We start from the raw sequence: 19,342 nt of genomic DNA, 5'->3' as shown, positions 1-19,342 counted from the left end.
ACAGCGATCCGGTTTTTTATATTTTACTAGTTCCTTCTTAAACTCCTCCGAGCTTGCATTTCTGCAGCACTTCCCATGATTTGCCGTTGTGGCGCAGGAAGTAAAGGTTATTCACTTTAAAGGAAGCGGTATATTCTTTGTTCTCATATTCCGGCCAGGACTTTTCGAACTGTGCGTCTTCAAGATCTTTGAAGGCTACCGTAACGTGAGGTGTGAAGCCTGTGCGGGCAAGCATAGTACTGAAACCAAATTCCTTACGCAGGAAGTTGATCAGTTGACGGTGCATGGCGCTCATGGTTTCGCTTTTCTCTACGTTGATGAAGAGTACGCGGTTTTGTTTATTCGGGAAGGTACCAAAGCCATTGAGTGTTACTTCGAAAGGCGCTTGTGTTTTGGCAAATTCCGTCAGTTCTTCGCAGAAGGATCTTTCCAGACTTGGATCTGCGGTGAAAGGCACCTGCAATGTGATATGCGGTAATACTTTCAGTGCGTACATCGGGCCATACTGTTCAGCATAGTCCTGTTTGATCTTTATAATTTCTTTACCTACTTCAGCTGTGGGGAGAAGTGCGATAAAGTATATTTTATTGTCAGGACGTGGAGGTTTGTTAAAGTTCCTTGGACCTCCTGAGCTACGGCCTTGATAACCACCGCCGCGATTGAAACCACCACCGCCGCCACCGCCACGGTTGAAACCACCGCCGCCACCGCCGCGATTGTAACCACCGCCGCCGCCACCGCGATCATAACCACCGCCGCCACCGCCACGGTTGTAGCCACCGCCACCACCGCCGCGATCGTAACCGCCGCCGCCACTTCCGCCGCGATCGTAGCCACCGCCACCACCGCCACGGTTGTAACCACCGCCGCCACCGCCGCGATCGTAACCACCACCGCCGCTTCCGCCGCGATCATAGCCACCGCCGCCACCGCCACGGTTATAGCCGCCACCACCGCCACCGCGGTCGTAACCACCACCGCTGCCGCCGCGATCGTAACCGCCGCCGCCTTCGCGATTATAGCCTCCGCCACCACCTTCACGGTTGTAGCCTCCGCCGCCCTGGTCGCGATTGTAACCGCCACCATCACGGTCGCGATAGCCACCGCCACCACCTTCATTACGAGGTGTGTAGCCGCCGCCTTCACGATTAAAGGTTCCTTCACGGTTAAAGTTGGCTCCATCACCGGATGGAGGGGGACTTGGAGGACGAGGGGTGTAACCACCTTCTCCGCGAGGAGTATAGCCACCTTCTCTGCGAGGAGGATAACCGCCGCCTTCACGAGGTTCGCGTGGTGTGTAACCGCCTTCACTACGAGGAGTATAAGGTCTGTCTCCGTCTTTGCCAAATTCGGGTTTTTTGGAATCACCGCCTTCCTGGTCTTGGTTGGGTTCTTGTGGATCTTTGTTGTAACCAGGAGAATACTTTCGGGGGCGTTCGTTTCTCTCAAAATTCATCTTACTTAATTAAGCGTGTTTGAAGCAATTTTCAATGATTTCATAAAAATGAAATTCACCTACTTGTTTAGGTTTTTTATTACAAGGTGGCCGGTGGTATTCCCGCATTACATAACGTCGGGTTTGTCTATTCTTTTTCAATAAATACCGGCTTCCGTTTGAATACTGTGTTTTCTCTATTACATTTCTCGGAATAGCAAAGATAATTGAGCGCCGCTTGCATTACAATTTTATTAGCGGAATTTTTCAAAATTATTCCTTTCAGCCATCTCGACAGGAATTTAAGGTAGTTGGTTAACCGGACATTCTTTCCGAACCTTTTGCATGCCATTCACAATGTGCTTGTGGAATGCTTTCAGGGCTACCATTATTTAGACCTGGGTAAAAATTTAACTTGCCTTGGATTCACCTGAACTTTACATGAGTAAGTAAATCTCTTATTCATACTTCTTATTCATAGCACCAGGATAATCGATCAAAACATGCGCCAGTTTTTTTACTGTTGTAGCACCCACACAGTGCCAGCCGCCGTTTAGAACCCTAATATACTAAAAAATCTGGTGTATTTGGTTAAGCCTCCGGGCAATATTAAGACAATACTACCATTCTGTTCGTTAATAATTTGCAAAAACTGGATAAATGGAGCGCTTTTTTTTGTTCCGGTCAGAAACCAGACCGCGGAGAATACTTACATATTCCCCGCGGGCAGCTTTAAATTATTGGTTATCAAAGTTTTCTTTATTAACGACCATCGCCATCTAACAAATTCCCTAATCCACCCAGGATACTGCCTTCTTCTTTCCTTGCACCACCTCCATAGGCTAATACCCTGCTGGCCAACCGGCTAATGGGTAAACTTTGCAGCCAAACTTTACCGGGGCCTCTTAATATGGCAAAGAATAAACCTTCTCCTCCGAACACCATATTTTTAATACCGCGAACAAATTCAACATCAAAATCCACTTGCTGTGTGTAAGCTACTACACAACCTGTATCCACTTTCAACACTTCGCCGGGTTGCAATTCCCTTTCAATCACCAGACCACCTGCATGCACAAACGCGAGGCCATCTCCTTCCAGTTTCTGCATGATGAAACCTTCACCACCAAAGATACCGGTGCCCAGTTTACGCTGGAATTCAATTCCCACGTTCACTCCCCGGGCTGCGCATAAGAATGCATCTTTCTGACAGATCACTTTTCCACCGAGTAATTTCAGGTCCATCGGAATGATCTTACCGGGATAAGGCGCTGCAAAGCTTACGCTTTTCTTGCCCTGCCCCATATTGGTAAAAGCGGTGATGAACAAACTTTCTCCTGTGATCAGGCGTTTGCCGGCAGACATCAGTTTGCCCAGAAACCCTTGCTGCTGGCCGGAGCCGTCACCAAACAATGTTTCCATTTTTATTTCCTGGTTCATCATCATAAAGCTGCCGCTTTCTGCCACGCAGCTTTCCTGAGGGTCCAGTTCTATTTCTACTATCTGCATCTCCTCGCCGTGAATGCGGTAGTCGATCTCATGATTTTTAAGCATAGGTTATTGTGCTTTTATGAGGAGCAAGTTACGAAATTGCTTACTTGCTTCCGCCTGATTTTTTCACAAGGGATTGTACAGCGGACTGTACTTTTTTCGCCTGCCGCTGGAAACCGATATCGTTGAGATGCACCCCGTCTGTGGCGCCTTCGTGATCTTCTCCGATGAGGCCTTTAGCGGATAAATAATGCAACTGTTTAAATCCTTCCTGTTTCAGTTTCGTATAGATCTCTGTGAGTAATGCATTCTTTTTTCTTACTACATCTGCAATGCGCTGATCAAAGTTCCCGCTTTCATAGATAGCTGATTCCACCAGTAATACCGGCACTTCCGGCCGTTTGGTCAACAGGTGTTTGATGAATGGATAACCACGTTCTTTTATTTCATCCAATGTAGGATTGGGCATGCAGTCCAGCACAAAAATGGATGCTTTCATGGTAGCGAGCACTTCTGCCACAGCAAATTCCATCTTGCCGGCTCCGCTGAAACCCAGGTTCACCACATCCCAGCCAGTATGACGTGCAATGATAGCAGGATATGCCATACCGGGTCTGGATGCAGATGCGCCCTGCATAATGCTGGAGCCATACATCACGATCCTTGTAGTGGTGTCAATGCCTGGTTTGGAAGGTATCCTTATTGTTGCTTCAGGTGCAACACCAATTTCAAGAGCGGTCAATGCATTATAAGTAGGTGCATAGAGCATGAATTGCTTTAAAGAGGAATCCATGTTGTTAACGATCACTGATTCTGCATCTAATTTATTTACGGGACGGCCCACACCAGCCCAAACCCATTTGCCATCTTTCTTTCCGTACAGGTCCAGACCGCTATGCACAATGGGTGTCATATTGGAATGATATGGTGTGTGGCTTACGCTCCATTTCACTTTAATGAATTTGGAGTTGGTTTCGAACAGTACAGCTACACCCGCGCTATTTGTACTCAGGTATTTAACGGCCTGTGGAAATTTCTCCGTCTGTACGGTATCCAGCCTTACATAAGGTTTATTGGTAGGCAAGCCTTTGCCAATGAGCATAAAACTGGTGGCATCCGTATAACGGGCACTGTCCTGTGCATAAGTTGCGCTGATGGCGCAAAGTGAAAGGACGAGGAGGAGGTATGTCTTTTTCATCATTTCGAAATGTAATAGAAAAAATCCTTAAAAAAAAGCCGTCCCGATGAATCGGGACGGCATTTGTTAACCTACAACTGTTACACTGTTTGCTCTGATTATTACTAAAAGAAAAACAGTCTCTTAATGCATTACTACTCCTTTGGCGGATTTAGCCTGCTCTTTATCTTTTTCGTCGGCATGGCCGTTGAAGAAATTGTAAGGACGTGGAGATTCGTACTCCAGGTTGTGCAGCCTTCTGATGGTTTCTCTTTTGGAGAACATTTTCAGGAACAGCACGAAGAACGGTACGTATTTCAAACCACGTGGCCAACCATAATGATCCAGGATGTCGATGCTGCGCTTGTTCATGTAATACATTACAGGCGCGAGGATCAACGTGAGGAAGGTGGCGAAGATGAGGCCGAACACCATTGTCCAGGCCAGCGGGCCCCAGAAGGCAACGTTATCACCTCCAAAGAACAAGTGTGCTTTACCTTCATTGAACAAGGTCCAGAAGTCGATATTCAGACCAACTGCCAGTGGGATCAGACCTAAGATCGCTGCGATGGCAGTGAGGATAACCGGTGTCATCCGTGTTCTTCCACCTTCTACTACAGCTTCTGAAACGGGCACACCTTGCTGTACCAGTAAGTCGATGAACTCTACGAGTACGATACCATTCCGGACCACGATACCAGCGAGGGCCATGATACCAACACCTGTCATTACGATAGAGATATCCATACCGAATATGGCAAAACCTAAGAACACACCGATGATACTGAATACAATTTCCGAGAGGATGATCATTGGACGGCCAACAGAGTTGAACTGTGTTACCATGATCATGAGGATGATACCGAATGCGGTAAACATGGCCTTCATGAGGAAGTTCATAGTTTCCAGCTGATCTTCCTGTTCACCTGTCATTTTCACAGTGATGCCATCCGGCGGGTTGAAATCCAGTACAGCACTATTGATCGATGCTACCACTTCATTGGCATTGAAACCAGTGAGGATATTTGAATACAGTGTTACCACCCTTTTCTCGTCTATGTGTTTGATACCGGCATATGTATTGGAATAACGGATATCAGCTACTGCGCTCAATGGTACCTGGCGGATCTGACCACCCATGTTCATATCACGGTAGGTAAGGTTCAGGTTCATGAGGGTGTTGATATTGTTACGCTGATCTTCTTTGAGACGTACCATGATCGGATAATCATCATCCGGGTCACGGAACTTGGAAACTTCTGTACCAAAGAGGGCGGTACGCAATAAGCCACCGATCTGGTAAGTAGAGATACCTTCCCTGTTCGCTCTTTCACGGTCGATAGAAACAATTATCTCTGGTTTATTACTTTGGAAATCGCTTTTCAACTCTTCCACACCACCTACCTGCAAGCTATCGAGGTAACGTTTCAAACGATCTGAAGTTGATGCCAGTTGTTCGAAATCATCACCGGTGATCTCAATGTTGATAGGTTTACCTGTTGGCGGGCCACCTTGTTCCTGTTCTACGGTGATATCCGCTCCGGGAATACCTTTCACAACACCCCGGATCTTATCCAGGTAGTCTACGGTAGACAAGCCGTTACGTTTAGCAAATTCCACGAAGGCTACTGTCACCTTACCTTTATTAGAGCTTACACTGAGATCCATCTGGCTTGGGTCACCAGCTCCCACTGCTACGTTGGAGATAATAGATTTCACCAGCGGGTTATTAGGCCCTACTACTTTAGTAATGCGTTGTTCTATAACATTGGTGATGGAATCTGTTACGATCTGATCTGTACCGATCGGCAACTCTATATAAGCATAAATAAAGTTAGGATCAGATTGCGGGAAGAACACCACTTTGGGATTGCGGATACCAGTGAGGATTATACTGAACACCAGCAGGCCAAAGGTAGCCACAAGGATCCAAACGGGGCGCCATCCGATAATGCACCATTGCAATAAGCGGCGGTAGCTGTCCTGCACGCGCGGCCAGAGATTATGCTGGAATTTGCGTGCTACCCCTCCCAGCCAGAAACGTTCCAGCACGATGAGCAGGTAAAGGAAAACGATCAGGTTACCGGCACCCATACTTCCGCTGTAACCCATCAATGCTGCTACAGCGAATGAAATGGAGAGTATAGTGAATTTCTTATTGAATTTCGGTTTAGGCTGAGCCTCTCCTTCATGACGATCCATAAAATCTACCGCAAATACCGGATTGATGATATAAGCCACCACGAGGGATGCGACCAATGTAATGATGAGGGTGATAGGCAGGAAGAACATGAACTTACCAATGATACCCGGCCAGAATAACAGGGGAACAAATGGTGCCAATACAGTGAGCGTACCGGAGAATACCGGCAGGAACACTTCACCCGCGGCTATTTTGGCGGCATGTACAATGCCAAGGTCCTTTCGTTCATTGAAGATCCGGTGTACGTTCTCAATCACCACGATGGCATCATCCACCACAATTCCCAACGCCAGCAGGAAGGAGAACAGCACCATCATGTTGAGCGTAAAGCCTGCGAAAGACATGACGACAAAGGCAATGAACATGGAGATAGGTACAGATAATGCTACGAAGAGTGCATTTACAGCTCCCATGAAGAACATGAGTACGATCGTTACCAGCGCGAAACCAATAATAATGGTGTTGATCAGGTCATGCAATGTTACGCGGGTAGCATCTGACTGATCTGCGGTGATAGTTACCTGCAAACCTTTCGGCAGGTAGCCGGACTCCATCTCTTTTACGATAGCGGTGATCTTGTCTGATGCATTGATCAGGTTCTGGCCGCTACGCTTGATCACGTTCAGGGTAATTACGCTCTTGCCATTGAGGCGGGCATAACTTTCCTGTTCTTCAAATGCATCTTTTACTTCTGCGATATCGCGGAGATACACCACTGAGCCCGATTGGCTACGGATAATAATGTTCTGGATCTTAGTGGGATCTTTATATTCCCCTTTCACACTCAATGAACGTTTTTGCCCGTCCATGGAAACAACACCTCCGGAAATGGTTTTATTCTCCGTACTTACTGCGCCCATTACATCTTCAAAGCTCACTCTGGCAGCGTCCATTTTAAATTTATCCAGGTTGATCTGGATCTCCCTGTCCAATGCGCCTACAATATCTACACGCGTGATCTCATTGAGTGATTCGATGCGATCCTGCATTTCATCCGCATACTTTTTAAGGGTCTGCAGATCAAAGTCACCACTCATATTCACGTTCATGATAGGGATCTGGCTCACATCTATTTTGATGATCTGTGGCTCCTGCCCAACTGTGGCAAGATCCGTAGGCAGGTCTGGCTTGGCTTCGTCTACCTTTTCCCTCACCTCCTGCCGTGCTGCTTCAATATCTTCTCCTGCATCAAATTCAATATTGATGGCAGAATAATCCTGTACGGAAGAGCTCGATATCTTCTTTACACCGGAGATCGCTTTCAGCTTTTTCTCCAGTGGTTTGGTCACGAGCGTTTCCATATCCTCCGGAGAAGTACCGGGGTAAAGGGTGCTGATATAGAACTGCGGGAATACTACCTCGGGAAACTGTTCCTTGGGCAGACTATTATAGGCTGATATACCCCACAGCGCGATGATAATGGTGACCACATAAATGCTCACTTTATTATCAATGGCCCAACTGGTGGGTTTAAATTCTTTTTCTAAGTCCTTCATCGGGTAATTTTTTTTAGGTGGATAGCACTACACAATTAGAGTTTCACCAGGTCATTGTCGTTAACGCCCTGGAAGCCGGAAGTAATGATCCTGTCCCCAATCTGCAAACCTGATTTGATCTCTGCTCTGTCGTTATAAGTACGGCCGATCTCTATATTGTTACGTACTGCCTGCAATTTATCCCCGCTGCCTTTTACGGTGAGTACATAAGGTTTACCCATGGAATATTGGATCACGCTTACTGGTACAACGATGGCATCTTTTGCCTTGTAATCAATGATGCGCAGTTGTGCGATCATGTTGGGATGAAGATCAGCGGAGCCGTTCAAAGGAATTTCCACTCTAATGGTACGGCTTACCGGATCAATTGTTTTGCTTGCAAAACCGATGCGGGTACGTTGTTCTTTATTGATATCCGGGAAGGTGAGCAGTACTTCGTCGCCTGTTTTTACTTTCCCTGCAAATGATTCAGCTATGTTGGCTATTACCCGCAGGTTATTGCTGTTCACTATACGGAAAGAAGGCGTACCGGGGGCTATATTATCTCCCACTTTTGCGATCACCTGATCCACTGTACCATTAATAGGAGCGGTAATACGGGTTTGCGCGAGCTGATCTTTAAGGGTACTCATTTTTCTTTCCAGGTTATCCTTTGCCGCTTTCGCATTCAGGTATTGCACTTCGGAACCGATCTGTTGTTTCCAGAGGTTTGCCTGTTTCTGATACATTATTTCGGCGAGATCAATTTGGGTTTGCAATTCTGCAATGCCGGAACGGAGCACCAGATCATCTACCTGTGCGAGTGCCTGGCCTTTTGAAACAGCCTGGCCTTCTCTCACGAAGATAGCTCTGATAACGCCAGGTACCTGTGCGGATGCGTTCACGTTTTCCTTTGCATCAACGCTACCCTGGATATCTATGTAATGTTCAAAGGTAGTATCGCTGATAGCCGCAATGGTAACGGTTTTCATCTTCACAGATGAATCGCCTGCTTTCAGTTCTTTTTCGAGGGCAGTGATCTTTGCATCTAATGCTGATTTCTCTTGTTTCAGCTTTTGCAGTTCTTCGGTTTTGTTACCACCACCGCCACCACAAGCAGCCAGGATCACAGTGATCAGGGGGAGTACAAAATATCTTTTAGTCATGGTATTATAGATTTAAGGCAGATTGTAGTTGAATGATTAAAGTTTTCCGTATGCTTTCAGGTAATCAATCCTGGAAACGATCACATTGAACAATGCGCTAAAGTAGTTGTTCTGTGCGGTGAGCAAAGCGGTTTCCGCTGTGATCACTTCAAGGCTGGAACCAACACCTTCTTTATATTTGATGTTCGTTGTGTTATATACTTCATTGGCCAGTTTCATATTATCTTCCTGGCTTTGCAGCAACGTAATATTATTACGAAGGTTAGTGGATGACTGCGTTTGATCCAGGTCTATTGAATTGCGGGTATTTTCCATGGACAGTGTAGACTTCTGTACTTCAATAAAAGCCTGATCTACTTTCCGCCTTCTTTGCAGTCCGCTAAAAATAGGCACTTTCAGTGTCAGTCCCCAGGAAACATAACCATACCAAAGTTGTTGCTGGAAGTAGTTGAAAGTATTACTTTGCCTGGAAACGCCACCTTGCCCAAATGCGTTCAGTGATGGCAGCCCCTGCATGCGGTATCTCTTCAGATTGTACTCGTTGGCCCTCTTTTGCGTTTCTAATAATTGATATTCGATCCGGTTATTATAATTGAACTGGCCCTGCTCCTGAATATCTGCCGTAAGGGCTTCATTACTGAGTGTATCTTTTAATTCCAGTTGTTGCGCCATAGGCATGCCCATCTGGAATTTAAGAGATGCAATACCAACATCACGGGTATTACGGAGACGAAGTTCTTCAGATTTAAGGTTATTGTATTGTACAACCAGCCTGTCAACATCCAGCTTTTCTACCAGACCGTTCTTATAGGTCTCTCTTGTTTCGTTCAGTGTTTTCTCCATGCGGAGCAAGCTTTCCTGCAGGATCTTATTGGCTTTGTCTGCTGCTAACACGTTGAAGTAAGCTTTATAAACCGCTGTTTTCACATCAACCTCGGATTTCTGTACTCCTTTCCGGGCCAGTTCTTCCAATGTTTTGCGGGCCTGAAGGGCTACTAATACACTGGGATCGAATAATACCTGATTGACATCCACATTACCCAGGGCATTATATTTCAGCCCAAAGGAAAAAGCGACCAGTGTACCTTTGGGTACAGAGGGATCAAAGTTAGATGCATCGATCAATTGTTTCTGGATGATCGGATTGTCCTGAAAAGTAGCTGTACCGGAAACCTGAGGAAGAGCCAACCCACTTACCTCTTTGTTCTTGGCAAGTGTTATCAATTCATCCAGTTTGGCATTCCGAACGGCGTACTGATTCACCAACGCATAGTCTACCGCTTCTTTGACAGTGAACCTCACTGTTTCTAAGGGCGAAACAGCTGGCTGCTGGGCATTAGCGTAGGTTAATAATTGCATCATCATACCTGTTAAAGCGATGAGCTTCCATTTAAACTGCATAGTTCTCTGTGTTTATTTCGGGTAATCTTTGGATTTATATTTCTCGATCTGCTTATATCCTTTGAGTGTGACTACCCCAAAAAGGAAATTTTCCAGCAGGACTCTTTGTACACGTGTCATGTCGTAACCGTTCATCGAAAACATATCCGGCTGAAAGCAGAACATGGCTGCGGCTGTACGGAAACGGCTGAGGATATCCAGATCCAGGTCCGGGCGATATAATTCTTCCCGAATGCCTCTTTCCAGGTTTTCCCGGATCATTTGCAACATGAATACATCTTTATGTTTTTCAAAGATCTGGTAGGCTTTTGCATGGAACTTTTGAAGGTCCATCATGGCTACCGGGTTCATGTTGCGTAATTTCTCATCCAGCATTTTCATCACGAGGAACAGTTCTTCGATGGCATCGTTGGACTGTTCTTTACCTGCCAGGCACTGATCTTCCATTAGTTTCAGGTGCCGGCTCATCACATTCACTACCAGATCGCTCTTATCCGCAAAGTGCGCATACAGCGTTTTCTTGGAGATCCCCATTTTCTGGGCAATTTCGTCCATGGTAATGGAGCGGGTGCCGTATTGCCTGAAAAGGTTGAATGCAGTATCTAATATTCGCTCTTGTACTTCCATTGGTTATAAAACACTGAATTTCTTAAATACACGGACAAAACTATGGAAACTTTTTAAACTACCAAAGTTTCCAGTAGATATTTTTTACCTATTAGCTTTTCCCCGGGTTTTGGGGATTTTGATGGGTGGGATGCTGTACCTTTGCTCTTTCAATACCATATCACATGTCTCCAAAATTGAGATTCAGCCTATTATTGTCCCGGATCTTGCGGTATTTTTTCCAGGGTTTACTGATCCTGGCCCCGATAGGGATCACGGCTTTTACGTTGTACTGGGGGTTTGTTACCATAGACAATATACTGCCGCGTGACCTGCTGCCGCTGGATCATCCGCTTAACATATTGAAATACAAGGGGGTAGGATTTGCCATCGTGTTCATCCTGATCATTTTCATGGGTTATATCAGTTCCTCTTTTATTGTGGGCAGGCTGATAGACATGTTTGATCATATCCTGGAACGTACTCCTTTTATTAAATACATCTATTCTTCTGTGAAGGATGTTTTTGATGCTTTTGTGGGAGAGAAAAAGAAATTTGACCATCCGGTGCTGGTGAATGTATATGGGGATGATGTATGGGAAATGGGTTTTATTACACAGGAAAACGTGAACAGTCTTGGGTTAGAGGGGTATATGGCTGTTTATGTACCACATGCTTATGCTATTACGGGTAAGGTATTTATTGTGAAAGAGGGGAAAGTGCGGCCGCTGACCAACATCTCTGCGGGTGAGGCGATGAAATTTGCGGTTTCAGGAGGGGTGACACACATTACTGAAATCACACATGTTGCTCCCAAGGCAGATGAGGTGAAGTAATTCCAACAATTTATCGGTTCCCTATTTATTTGCTTTTTTCTTCGGACATTCAATGGTATGAATCCATTGTCCCTTTTGCTGGTGGCCTGTTTGCTGGCTCCAGCCCAAATTGCAAAGGCATGGGGCTTCTTTGCCCATGAGCGAATTAACCGCCTGGCTGTTTTTTCCCTTCCTCCGGAAATGATGGTCTTTTTCAAACCACATATTGAATACATCACGCAACAAGCCACGGCTCCGGATAAACGGCGATATATGCTGGCTGCCGAAGGAGCCCGTCATTATTTGGATGCAGATCATTATGGCCAGCCGCTTTTTGCTGCCATTCCGCGTTCCTGGTCTGATGCCCTGGTAAAATTTACGGCTGATACTTTACAGCGGTATGGCATTTTGCCCTGGCACCTGGAGAAAATGATGGCACAGTTAACGGCAGCTTTTCAGGCTGGTGACGGAACCCGTATCCTGCGACTGGCTTCAGAACTGGGGCATTATATGGGAGATGCGCATGTGCCCTTACATGCCTGTTCTAATCATAACGGTCAATTGACCGGCCAGCATGGCATTCATGGGTTATGGGAATCCCGCATTCCGGAACTGCTGGGGGATGAGGGGTTTGACTACTGGACGGGGCGGGCAGGTTACATTAAGAATATGAGGAGTTTTATCTGGCAGGTAGTTACAGAAAGTGCGCTGGCAGCAGATACGGTATTACGGCTGGAAAAGAAGCTGAGCCTGCGTTTCCCGGCAGATCAGCGATATGCTTATGAGTTGCGGAAGGGGGTGCTGGTGCGTAATTACTCAGCCGCCTATACGAAAGCATATCAGCATGTATTGGGAGATATGGTGGAACGCAGGATGCGGGGTTCGGTTGCAGCGATCGCTGCCTGCTGGTATACAGCATGGGTTGATGCGGGCCAGCCTCCGCTGAATTTATTAACAATAATACAACCTGATAAGCTGGCTATACAAAGGCTGGACAGTCTTTGGCGGCATGGTAAAATATTTGACAGGGAGCATTAAGAATTAACAAAAGAAATATTATCTTTGATCCTCTATCTTTTTAACCTTTCCTACCCATCCTCCGGTTTTGAGTTAACCGCGATTTTTTACCAATTCCTTCGAAAAACCATAGACAAGTGGAACAAGAAAACGTATTCAATCTAGATCGCAACATGAAGGTGCACAACTTTAATGCAGGTCCTTCTGTATTACCAAACGAAGTGCTGTACAAAGCCAGCAAATCGCTGATCGACTTTGACGGTAGCGGGATGTCAATCCTGGAAATAGGACATCGCACGGAGCCATTTGTAGCCGTGATGGAAGAGGCGCGCAGTCTTGCCAAAGAGCTTATGCAGCTTGAGGATGACTACGAAGTGCTGTTCTTACACGGAGGCGCGACGACCCAGTTCCTGCAAGTTCCTATGAATTTGCTGGAAAGTGGAGAAACTGCTGCTTACATTGACACCGGTGTGTGGTCTAATAAAGCTATCAAAGAAGCCAAACAGTTTGGTTATGTAGATGTCATCGCCAGCTCCAAAGACAGTAATTATAATCACATACCCAAGCAGTATACGATCCCGGCGCAAGCTAAATATCTGCATATCACTACCAACAATACCATTTATGGTACGCAATGGCATACCACTCCGGAAACGGATGTGCCACTGGTAGCGGATATGAGCAGTGATATCCTTAGCCGCCAGATGGACTTTAACCGCTATGCATTGATATATGCCGGTGTGCAAAAGAATATGGGCGCTGCAGGTGCAACCATGGTAGCAGTTCGCAAGAGCATGCTGGGCAAGGTTACCCGCAAAGTTCCCAGTATCCTTGATTATAAATTGCATATTGAAAACGGCTCTATGCTTAACACCCCTCCGGTGTTTGCCGTATATATTTCCATGCTTACGCTCAGATGGCTGAAAGGCCAGGGCGGTGTGGCTGCTATTGAGAAGATCAATAACAAGAAAGCTGCATTATTATATGATGAGATAGATCACAATCCGCTGTTCCGTGGTAATGTTGCCAAGGAAGACCGCAGCAAAATGAATGTGACCTTTACCATCGATAAACCAGAGCTGGAAGAGGAATTCCTCAAGTTTGCCAAAAAAGAAGACATCGTTGGTATCAAAGGACATCGCTTGTCCGGCGGATTCCGCGCATCCCTTTACAATGCACTGCCGCTTGAAAGTGTAGAAGCCATGGTGGAAGCCATGAAATTCTTCTCACTGAAGAAAGCATAACTGTATGAGAAAATATTATATATGAAGACTGCCGCAGTGATTGTGGCAGTCTTTTTTTATACCCCTCTGATTCCTACCCTGCTTTTCTTATTTTTACCGCTCTTAACAGAAAATTTTCGATCATGGCAATTATCAAACCTTTCCGGGCATTACGTCCACAACCGGCATTGGCAAAAGAAGTAGCCGCAAGGCCTTACGATGTTTTAAACTCTAAAGAAGCGGCGGAAGCAGCTGCAGGGAACCCTAATTCCTTCTATCATGTTTCCAAATCTGAAATAGACCTGCCGGAAGGAACAGACGTTCACAGTGAGGCGGTATATGCAAAAGCGGCAGAAAACCTTGGCCAATTGCAGGCATCCGGCACTTTATTCCATGAAGATCAGCCATGTTATTATATCTATAAACTGGTGATGGACGGCCGTTCACAAACAGGCCTGGTATGTGTTTCCTCCATTGATGATTATAATAATGGCATCATCAAAAAGCATGAATTCACCCGTCCGGAAAAAGAACTGGACCGGATCAACCATATTACGACCACCAAAGCCCAGACGGGGAATGTGTTCCTGGCCTATAATGATGTGCCGGAACTGAATACCCTGATAGACCACTGGCAGAAAAATCAGGCTCCCGTGTATGATTTCACGGCAGAGGATGGTATCAGCCATACCATCTGGGTAGTAAATGAGGCTTCTGTGGGAGACGAGATCACCCGTCTTTTTGCTGAAAAAGTACCGGCTACTTACATCGCAGATGGCCACCACCGCGCAGCTTCAGCTGCCCTGGTACAAAAAGCCTCCGGTGAAGACATTCACAGCGACGCTAACCTGAACTATTTCCTGACCACTATTTTCCCGGCCAGCGAATTAGCCATCCTGGATTACAACCGCCTGGTAAAAGACCTGAACGGGCATAGCAAAGAGGACCTCCTCTCCCGCCTGGAATTTGACTTTGTGGTGGAAGCTGTTGGTCACCATGTGCAAAAACCTTCCATGCTGCATGAATTCAGCATGTACCTGGATAAAACCTGGTACCACCTGGTGGCCAGGGAAGGAACTTATACCGTAGACCCCATCGGCATCCTGGACGTGACCATCCTTCAGAACAATATCCTGGACAAACATCTGGGTATCCGGGATCCACGGACGGATAAGAGAATTGACTTTGTTGGCGGGATCCGCGGGCTTGGGGAATTGGTGAAGAGAGTGGACAGTGGCGAGATGAAGGTAGCTTTTGCCCTTTACCCGGTAACGATCCAGCAACTTTTTGATATTGCAGACAGTGGTAATGTAATGCCTCCCAAATCCACGTGGTTTGAGCCCAAGCTGCGGGACGGGCTGTTAACACATTTGATCTGATGATGATCTGAAACGTTGGCCCCGCCTTGCTCCGGGGTCAACGCTTTTTCCTTACATTTACATAAAACGCATTGCATGATGGAATGGCAAAAGGCTGCTAAAAGATGGACCCTTGTGCTGGCGGGGATGCTTACATTTCAGTGGGCCACCGCACAGGATAACAGTGAACTGCAAACTACTGCCCGCAACTTTTTGCGGAGCGGCGATTATGCCAATGCTATCCTGGTGCTCAACCAGGCTATCCAATCCGCTCCGGATGATATCCAATTGAAGCAGGACCTTGCTTTTGCCTATTATCTCAAAGGTGATTACAACAGGGCGTATACGGTTGTATCTCCCCTGGTAGATAAGAAAGATGCAGACATTCACCTCTTCCAGATAGCGGGTAATATTTACCAGGCTAAGCAGGACTGGAAAGGTGCAGAGAAATTATATCAGCGGGGCCTGAAGAAATTCCCTAAAAGCGGAGAGCTGTATAACGACTATGGCGACCTCCTGCAAAACATGAAGAATTTCGACGGCGCACTGCGCCAATGGGTAAAGGGCATCGAAACAGATCCTAATTTCCCCGGTAATTATTATCATGCTTCGCGCAGTTACCTCTGGACGAAAGAACCCATCTGGGCTATTCTTTACGGAGAAACTTTCATCAACCTGGAAAGCTTTACCACCCGTACGGCGGAAGTAAGAGAAATTGTGCTGGAGTGTTATAAAAAATTATTTGATGACCCGGCTATCTTTGACAGTGTGCCGATGGAAACATCAGATAAGAAAAGTAAAAGAGGCAGTAAAGAACCGGAGACCGCTTTTATGGACAGCTATAAAAGTATCATGGCGAAACAGGTGAGTGTGATTGCTACAGGTATTGAGCCGGAATCGCTGATCATGTTACGTACAAGGTTTTTACTGGACTGGTATAATTTTCAAGGCGTAAAGTATCCTTACGCACTGTTTGATTTTCAACGCAGGTTATTAAAGGAGGGAATGTTCGAGGCGTATAACCAATGGCTTTTCGGCCCCGTATCCAACCAGGCAGAATATAAAGCATGGACCAACCTCCACAAGGCAGAATATGATTCCTTTTCTGCCTATCAGCGGAATCATCCATTGAAGCTGAGAGACGAAGAATTTTACAATACCGGCAGACTGGCTACCATCAAATAAAAACTGATGGCCATCCCGTGAATGAACGCTGCTTTTAGCGGAGTACCAGCATAGTGTGCCGTTTTCAATAGTACAACACGAATCTAAACCATAGGATTATGCTGATCGCAAAACACCAAAACATTATTGACAATGCTGTAAAAGCCAACCACGAAAGAACCTTTTACGCACAGTATCCTGAACACCCCAAGGCATATGGAGAAGAAGCTCCTCCACAAGGAGAAGCCGCATTTAAAGATATGCTGAACAAACCCTTTTCCCAGTTAAAACAAAAAATAACAGAAGGATGGGCCGGTGAAGAAGTATCTCCTTATACGAGAGAATCACTTGGCATTACTTATCCTGTTATTGCTGTTGATGAACTGGTAAAAGCAGGTAAACGTGCCGGCAAACGCTGGGCACAATTGTCGGTTGCAGACAGGGCCAGCATCCTCACGGAAACACTGGAAAAGATCAAGGACCATTTCTTTACGATTGCACATGCTACGATGCATACTACCGGCCAGAGCTTTATGATGAGCTTCCAGGCCAGTGGCCCGCATGCAAACGATCGTGCATTGGAAGCGATTGCGATGGGATATCAGCAATTGCAGCATTTCCCTGAACATCAGACCTGGGAAAAACCCATGGGCAAGATCAGCATCAAACTGGAGAAGACCTTTAAAGCTATTCCCAGAGGCCTTGGCCTGGTGATCGGTTGCAGTACTTTCCCGGTTTGGAATTCCCTTCCCGGCATGTATGCTGACCTGATCACTGGTAATGCTGTTATCGTAAAACCACATCCTAAAGCAGTGTTACCGATTGCTATTGTAGTAGCGGCCATTCAACAAGTGCTGGAAGAAAATGGACAAGATCCTTATACCTGCCAGCTTGCAGCAGATAGCAGCGAACACCTGATCACCAAAGAATTGTGTGAACATCCGGATGTGTCCCTTATCGATTATACCGGCGGCAGCAGCTTTGGCAATTATGTGGAATCACTCAGGAACAAAACTGTATTTACTGAAAAAGCTGGCGTGAATTCTGTAATACTGGATTCTGTAAAAGATATAGACGCGGTACTGAATAACCTGGCTTTCTCTGTTAGTCTTTATTCCGGCCAGATGTGTACTGCTCCGCAAAACTTCTTCATTCCTGAATCCGGTGTGAATACGCCTAACGGAAAGTTGAGCTTTAATGAAGTGGCTACTAAATTCAAAGATGCTATCACGGCACTGGTGAACAATCCTAAAATGGGAGCGGGTACGCTTGGTGCTGTTCAGAATGATGCCACTGTGCAACGTGTGAAAGATGCGCAACACATTGGCGGTAAAGTAATACTCGGTGGCGCTCCTGTTGCCAATGAGGAATTCTCTTCTGCCAGAACTTTCTCTCCTACTGTACTGGAAGTAAGCTCTGCTGACACGGGCATTTTTGAGCAGGAATTATTTGGCCCGGTGGTATTACTGGTGAAAACGAAGGATACTGATCATTCTATTGAACTGGCCCGCCAGATGGCTGTTTCGCATGGTGCCATTACCTGTGGTGCTTATACAACGGATGAAACGGTGAAAGAAAAGATCTCGGATGCTATGAACAGTGCGTTCACGCCGGTGTCTTTCAACTTTACGGGATTCATCTGGGTGAATCAGCATGCTGCCTTTTCTGATTTCCATGTAACAGGCGGAAACCCAGCAGGGAACGCCAGTTTCACGAATCCGGAATTCATTGTGAAGAGATTTGTGTGGGTAGGGAACAGAACTTATGTGGACTAAACAAATCGCAATAATATGCACATCAATGCTCGTCTTCTTATTCTTTCATTTCTTTCGTTGAGTACGGTTGCCTGTCAGCAGGCGCCGAAAGCAGATAAAGCGGAGGTTACGGAAGCGCAGTCTGTGAAACAACAGGAGGATGGCCATGCTCATCACCTGGACACCACTGCCAGCATATTGTACTGGGTAGGCACCAAACCTACCGGCGAACATAAAGGTTCTTTCCGTTTTACGGAAGGGCAGTTATTTGCCAAAGACAGTACCTTAACCGGTGGTCAGTTTACGATCAATATTAACAGTCTTACGAATATGGACCTGGCCGCCACGCCGGACAATAAACGGAAACTGGAAGATGAACTGAGAGGAGAGAACTTCTTTGATGCGGCAAAATTCCCCACGGCAAAATTTGAGATCACGGAGGTGAGTCCTTATCATCCCGCCAAAGATGATAAAGGGGTGCTGCTGAAAGATGCCACGCATATGATCAAGGGTAACCTGACGATGAAAGACGTGACCAAAAACATCACTTTCCCGGCCAAGATAATTATACAAAAAGGGGAAGTGAAAGCGGAAGCTAATTTCAATATCGACCGTACGCAATGGGGAATGACCTACCGGGCTGACAAATCCCTGCAGGATAAACTTATCAATTCAATTGTCAATATCCATTTTGAGATTGTTACTAAATAAGAAGGTCAGGGCAGATTTGTATCTGCCCTGATTTTTGGTTATATTTAATTAACAACATTTCTTCTTATGGAAACGAACGAACAAAAAGATCAACGCCTCTGGCGCATCGCAAAAGCCAGGGCGGGGTTCCGCACCCACCTGATGACCTACCTGATCATCAATGGTTTCCTCTGGATCATCTGGCTGATCACTGATGATCATAATGGCCTGCCATGGCCGGTATGGCCAATGATCGGCTGGGGATTAGGGCTCGCTTTCGCTTATTATAACGCCTATCACAGAGATACTTTCGGCGACGCCACCAGTGAATACGAAAAATTACAGCAGAAACAACAGAAAGGCTAGT

General features: G+C 46.2%; 15 protein-coding genes. 8 read left to right on the top strand and 7 right to left on the bottom strand.

What is annotated here, in order from left to right; all coding sequences use genetic code 11:
• Nucleotides 1-37: 37 nt before the first annotated feature.
• The 7 genes from GFS24_RS29385 to GFS24_RS26380 all read right to left on the bottom strand — a co-directional run bounded on the left by GFS24_RS29385 (nt 38) and on the right by GFS24_RS26380 (nt 10,975).
• A complete protein-coding gene (locus tag GFS24_RS29385) occupies nt 38-1,456 on the bottom strand; it encodes a 2'-5' RNA ligase family protein (RefSeq protein WP_305764204.1) in 1,419 nt (472 codons plus the stop codon).
• Nucleotides 1,457-2,197: 741 nt separating this feature from the next.
• Complete coding sequence (locus GFS24_RS26405; RefSeq protein ID WP_153665034.1) at nt 2,198-2,989, bottom strand: TIGR00266 family protein; 792 nt, start codon at nt 2,987-2,989, stop codon at nt 2,198-2,200.
• 40 nt (nt 2,990-3,029) lie between these two features.
• Nucleotides 3,030-4,124 carry an SGNH/GDSL hydrolase family protein gene (locus GFS24_RS26400; RefSeq protein ID WP_173003206.1) on the bottom strand — a complete coding sequence of 365 codons (1,095 nt, stop codon included), beginning with the start codon at nt 4,122-4,124 and terminating at the stop codon, nt 3,030-3,032.
• Between the two features lie 123 nt (nt 4,125-4,247).
• Entirely contained in the window at nt 4,248-7,802 is a 3,555-nt protein-coding gene (locus GFS24_RS26395; protein ID WP_153665030.1) for an efflux RND transporter permease subunit, read from the bottom strand.
• 35 nt (nt 7,803-7,837) lie between these two features.
• Nucleotides 7,838-8,947 (bottom strand): efflux RND transporter periplasmic adaptor subunit, encoded by a 1,110-nt coding sequence (locus tag GFS24_RS26390; RefSeq protein ID WP_153665028.1) that lies wholly within the window; start codon nt 8,945-8,947, stop codon nt 7,838-7,840.
• Between the two features lie 36 nt (nt 8,948-8,983).
• Complete coding sequence (locus tag GFS24_RS26385) at nt 8,984-10,348, bottom strand: TolC family protein (RefSeq protein ID WP_153665026.1); 1,365 nt, start codon at nt 10,346-10,348, stop codon at nt 8,984-8,986.
• A gap of 12 nt (nt 10,349-10,360) precedes the next feature.
• Nucleotides 10,361-10,975, bottom strand: a complete 615-nt coding sequence (locus GFS24_RS26380; protein ID WP_153665024.1) for a TetR/AcrR family transcriptional regulator — start codon at nt 10,973-10,975, stop codon at nt 10,361-10,363.
• 164 nt (nt 10,976-11,139) lie between these two features.
• On the opposite strand from GFS24_RS26380, the gene GFS24_RS26375 reads away from it, so the two are divergent.
• The 8 genes from GFS24_RS26375 to GFS24_RS26340 all read left to right on the top strand — a co-directional run bounded on the left by GFS24_RS26375 (nt 11,140) and on the right by GFS24_RS26340 (nt 19,341).
• Entirely contained in the window at nt 11,140-11,790 is a 651-nt protein-coding gene (locus tag GFS24_RS26375) for a DUF502 domain-containing protein (RefSeq protein ID WP_153665022.1), read from the top strand.
• A gap of 57 nt (nt 11,791-11,847) precedes the next feature.
• Nucleotides 11,848-12,807: a zinc dependent phospholipase C family protein gene (locus GFS24_RS26370; protein ID WP_153665020.1), complete on the top strand. Its 960-nt coding sequence runs from the start codon at nt 11,848-11,850 to the stop codon at nt 12,805-12,807.
• Nucleotides 12,808-12,959: 152 nt separating this feature from the next.
• Nucleotides 12,960-14,030 carry a 3-phosphoserine/phosphohydroxythreonine transaminase gene (gene serC / locus GFS24_RS26365; RefSeq protein ID WP_153665018.1) on the top strand — a complete coding sequence of 357 codons (1,071 nt, stop codon included), beginning with the start codon at nt 12,960-12,962 and terminating at the stop codon, nt 14,028-14,030.
• 122 nt (nt 14,031-14,152) lie between these two features.
• A complete protein-coding gene (locus tag GFS24_RS26360; RefSeq protein WP_153665016.1) occupies nt 14,153-15,388 on the top strand; it encodes a DUF1015 domain-containing protein in 1,236 nt (411 codons plus the stop codon).
• A 75-nt stretch (nt 15,389-15,463) separates the two neighbouring features.
• On the top strand, nt 15,464-16,552 hold the full coding sequence (locus tag GFS24_RS26355; protein ID WP_153665014.1) for a lipopolysaccharide assembly protein LapB: 1,089 nt from the start codon (nt 15,464-15,466) through the stop codon (nt 16,550-16,552).
• Between the two features lie 98 nt (nt 16,553-16,650).
• Complete coding sequence (gene paaN, locus GFS24_RS26350; protein ID WP_153665012.1) at nt 16,651-18,306, top strand: phenylacetic acid degradation protein PaaN; 1,656 nt, start codon at nt 16,651-16,653, stop codon at nt 18,304-18,306.
• A 15-nt stretch (nt 18,307-18,321) separates the two neighbouring features.
• A complete protein-coding gene (locus GFS24_RS26345) occupies nt 18,322-18,996 on the top strand; it encodes a YceI family protein (RefSeq protein ID WP_153665010.1) in 675 nt (224 codons plus the stop codon).
• Between the two features lie 66 nt (nt 18,997-19,062).
• Nucleotides 19,063-19,341, top strand: coding sequence for a 2TM domain-containing protein (locus tag GFS24_RS26340; RefSeq protein WP_153665008.1), 279 nt, complete (start codon nt 19,063-19,065; stop codon nt 19,339-19,341).
• Nucleotide 19,342 lies beyond the last annotated feature (1 nt).

Source organism: Chitinophaga sp. SYP-B3965 (assembly GCF_009647655.1).
Lineage (GTDB): Bacteria > Bacteroidota > Bacteroidia > Chitinophagales > Chitinophagaceae > Chitinophaga.
The sequence above is the reverse complement of the archived record's forward strand: the minus strand, read 5'-3'. Positions and strand labels throughout refer to the sequence as shown.

What these genes read in the sequence shown, in the direction of transcription:
- GFS24_RS29385 (WP_305764204.1), bottom strand. Translation starts at nt 1,456, where the DNA reads ATGAATTTTGAGAGAAACGAACGCCCCCGAAAGTATTCTCCTGGTTAC.
- GFS24_RS26405 (WP_153665034.1), bottom strand. Translation starts at nt 2,989, where the DNA reads ATGCTTAAAAATCATGAGATCGACTACCGCATTCACGGCGAGGAGATG.
- GFS24_RS26400 (WP_173003206.1), bottom strand. Translation starts at nt 4,124, where the DNA reads ATGAAAAAGACATACCTCCTCCTCGTCCTTTCACTTTGCGCCATCAGC.
- GFS24_RS26395 (WP_153665030.1), bottom strand. Translation starts at nt 7,802, where the DNA reads ATGAAGGACTTAGAAAAAGAATTTAAACCCACCAGTTGGGCCATTGAT.
- GFS24_RS26390 (WP_153665028.1), bottom strand. Translation starts at nt 8,947, where the DNA reads ATGACTAAAAGATATTTTGTACTCCCCCTGATCACTGTGATCCTGGCT.
- GFS24_RS26385 (WP_153665026.1), bottom strand. Translation starts at nt 10,348, where the DNA reads ATGCAGTTTAAATGGAAGCTCATCGCTTTAACAGGTATGATGATGCAA.
- GFS24_RS26380 (WP_153665024.1), bottom strand. Translation starts at nt 10,975, where the DNA reads ATGGAAGTACAAGAGCGAATATTAGATACTGCATTCAACCTTTTCAGG.
- GFS24_RS26375 (WP_153665022.1), top strand. Translation starts at nt 11,140, where the DNA reads ATGTCTCCAAAATTGAGATTCAGCCTATTATTGTCCCGGATCTTGCGG.
- GFS24_RS26370 (WP_153665020.1), top strand. Translation starts at nt 11,848, where the DNA reads ATGAATCCATTGTCCCTTTTGCTGGTGGCCTGTTTGCTGGCTCCAGCC.
- serC (WP_153665018.1), top strand. Translation starts at nt 12,960, where the DNA reads ATGAAGGTGCACAACTTTAATGCAGGTCCTTCTGTATTACCAAACGAA.
- GFS24_RS26360 (WP_153665016.1), top strand. Translation starts at nt 14,153, where the DNA reads ATGGCAATTATCAAACCTTTCCGGGCATTACGTCCACAACCGGCATTG.
- GFS24_RS26355 (WP_153665014.1), top strand. Translation starts at nt 15,464, where the DNA reads ATGATGGAATGGCAAAAGGCTGCTAAAAGATGGACCCTTGTGCTGGCG.
- paaN (WP_153665012.1), top strand. Translation starts at nt 16,651, where the DNA reads ATGCTGATCGCAAAACACCAAAACATTATTGACAATGCTGTAAAAGCC.
- GFS24_RS26345 (WP_153665010.1), top strand. Translation starts at nt 18,322, where the DNA reads ATGCACATCAATGCTCGTCTTCTTATTCTTTCATTTCTTTCGTTGAGT.
- GFS24_RS26340 (WP_153665008.1), top strand. Translation starts at nt 19,063, where the DNA reads ATGGAAACGAACGAACAAAAAGATCAACGCCTCTGGCGCATCGCAAAA.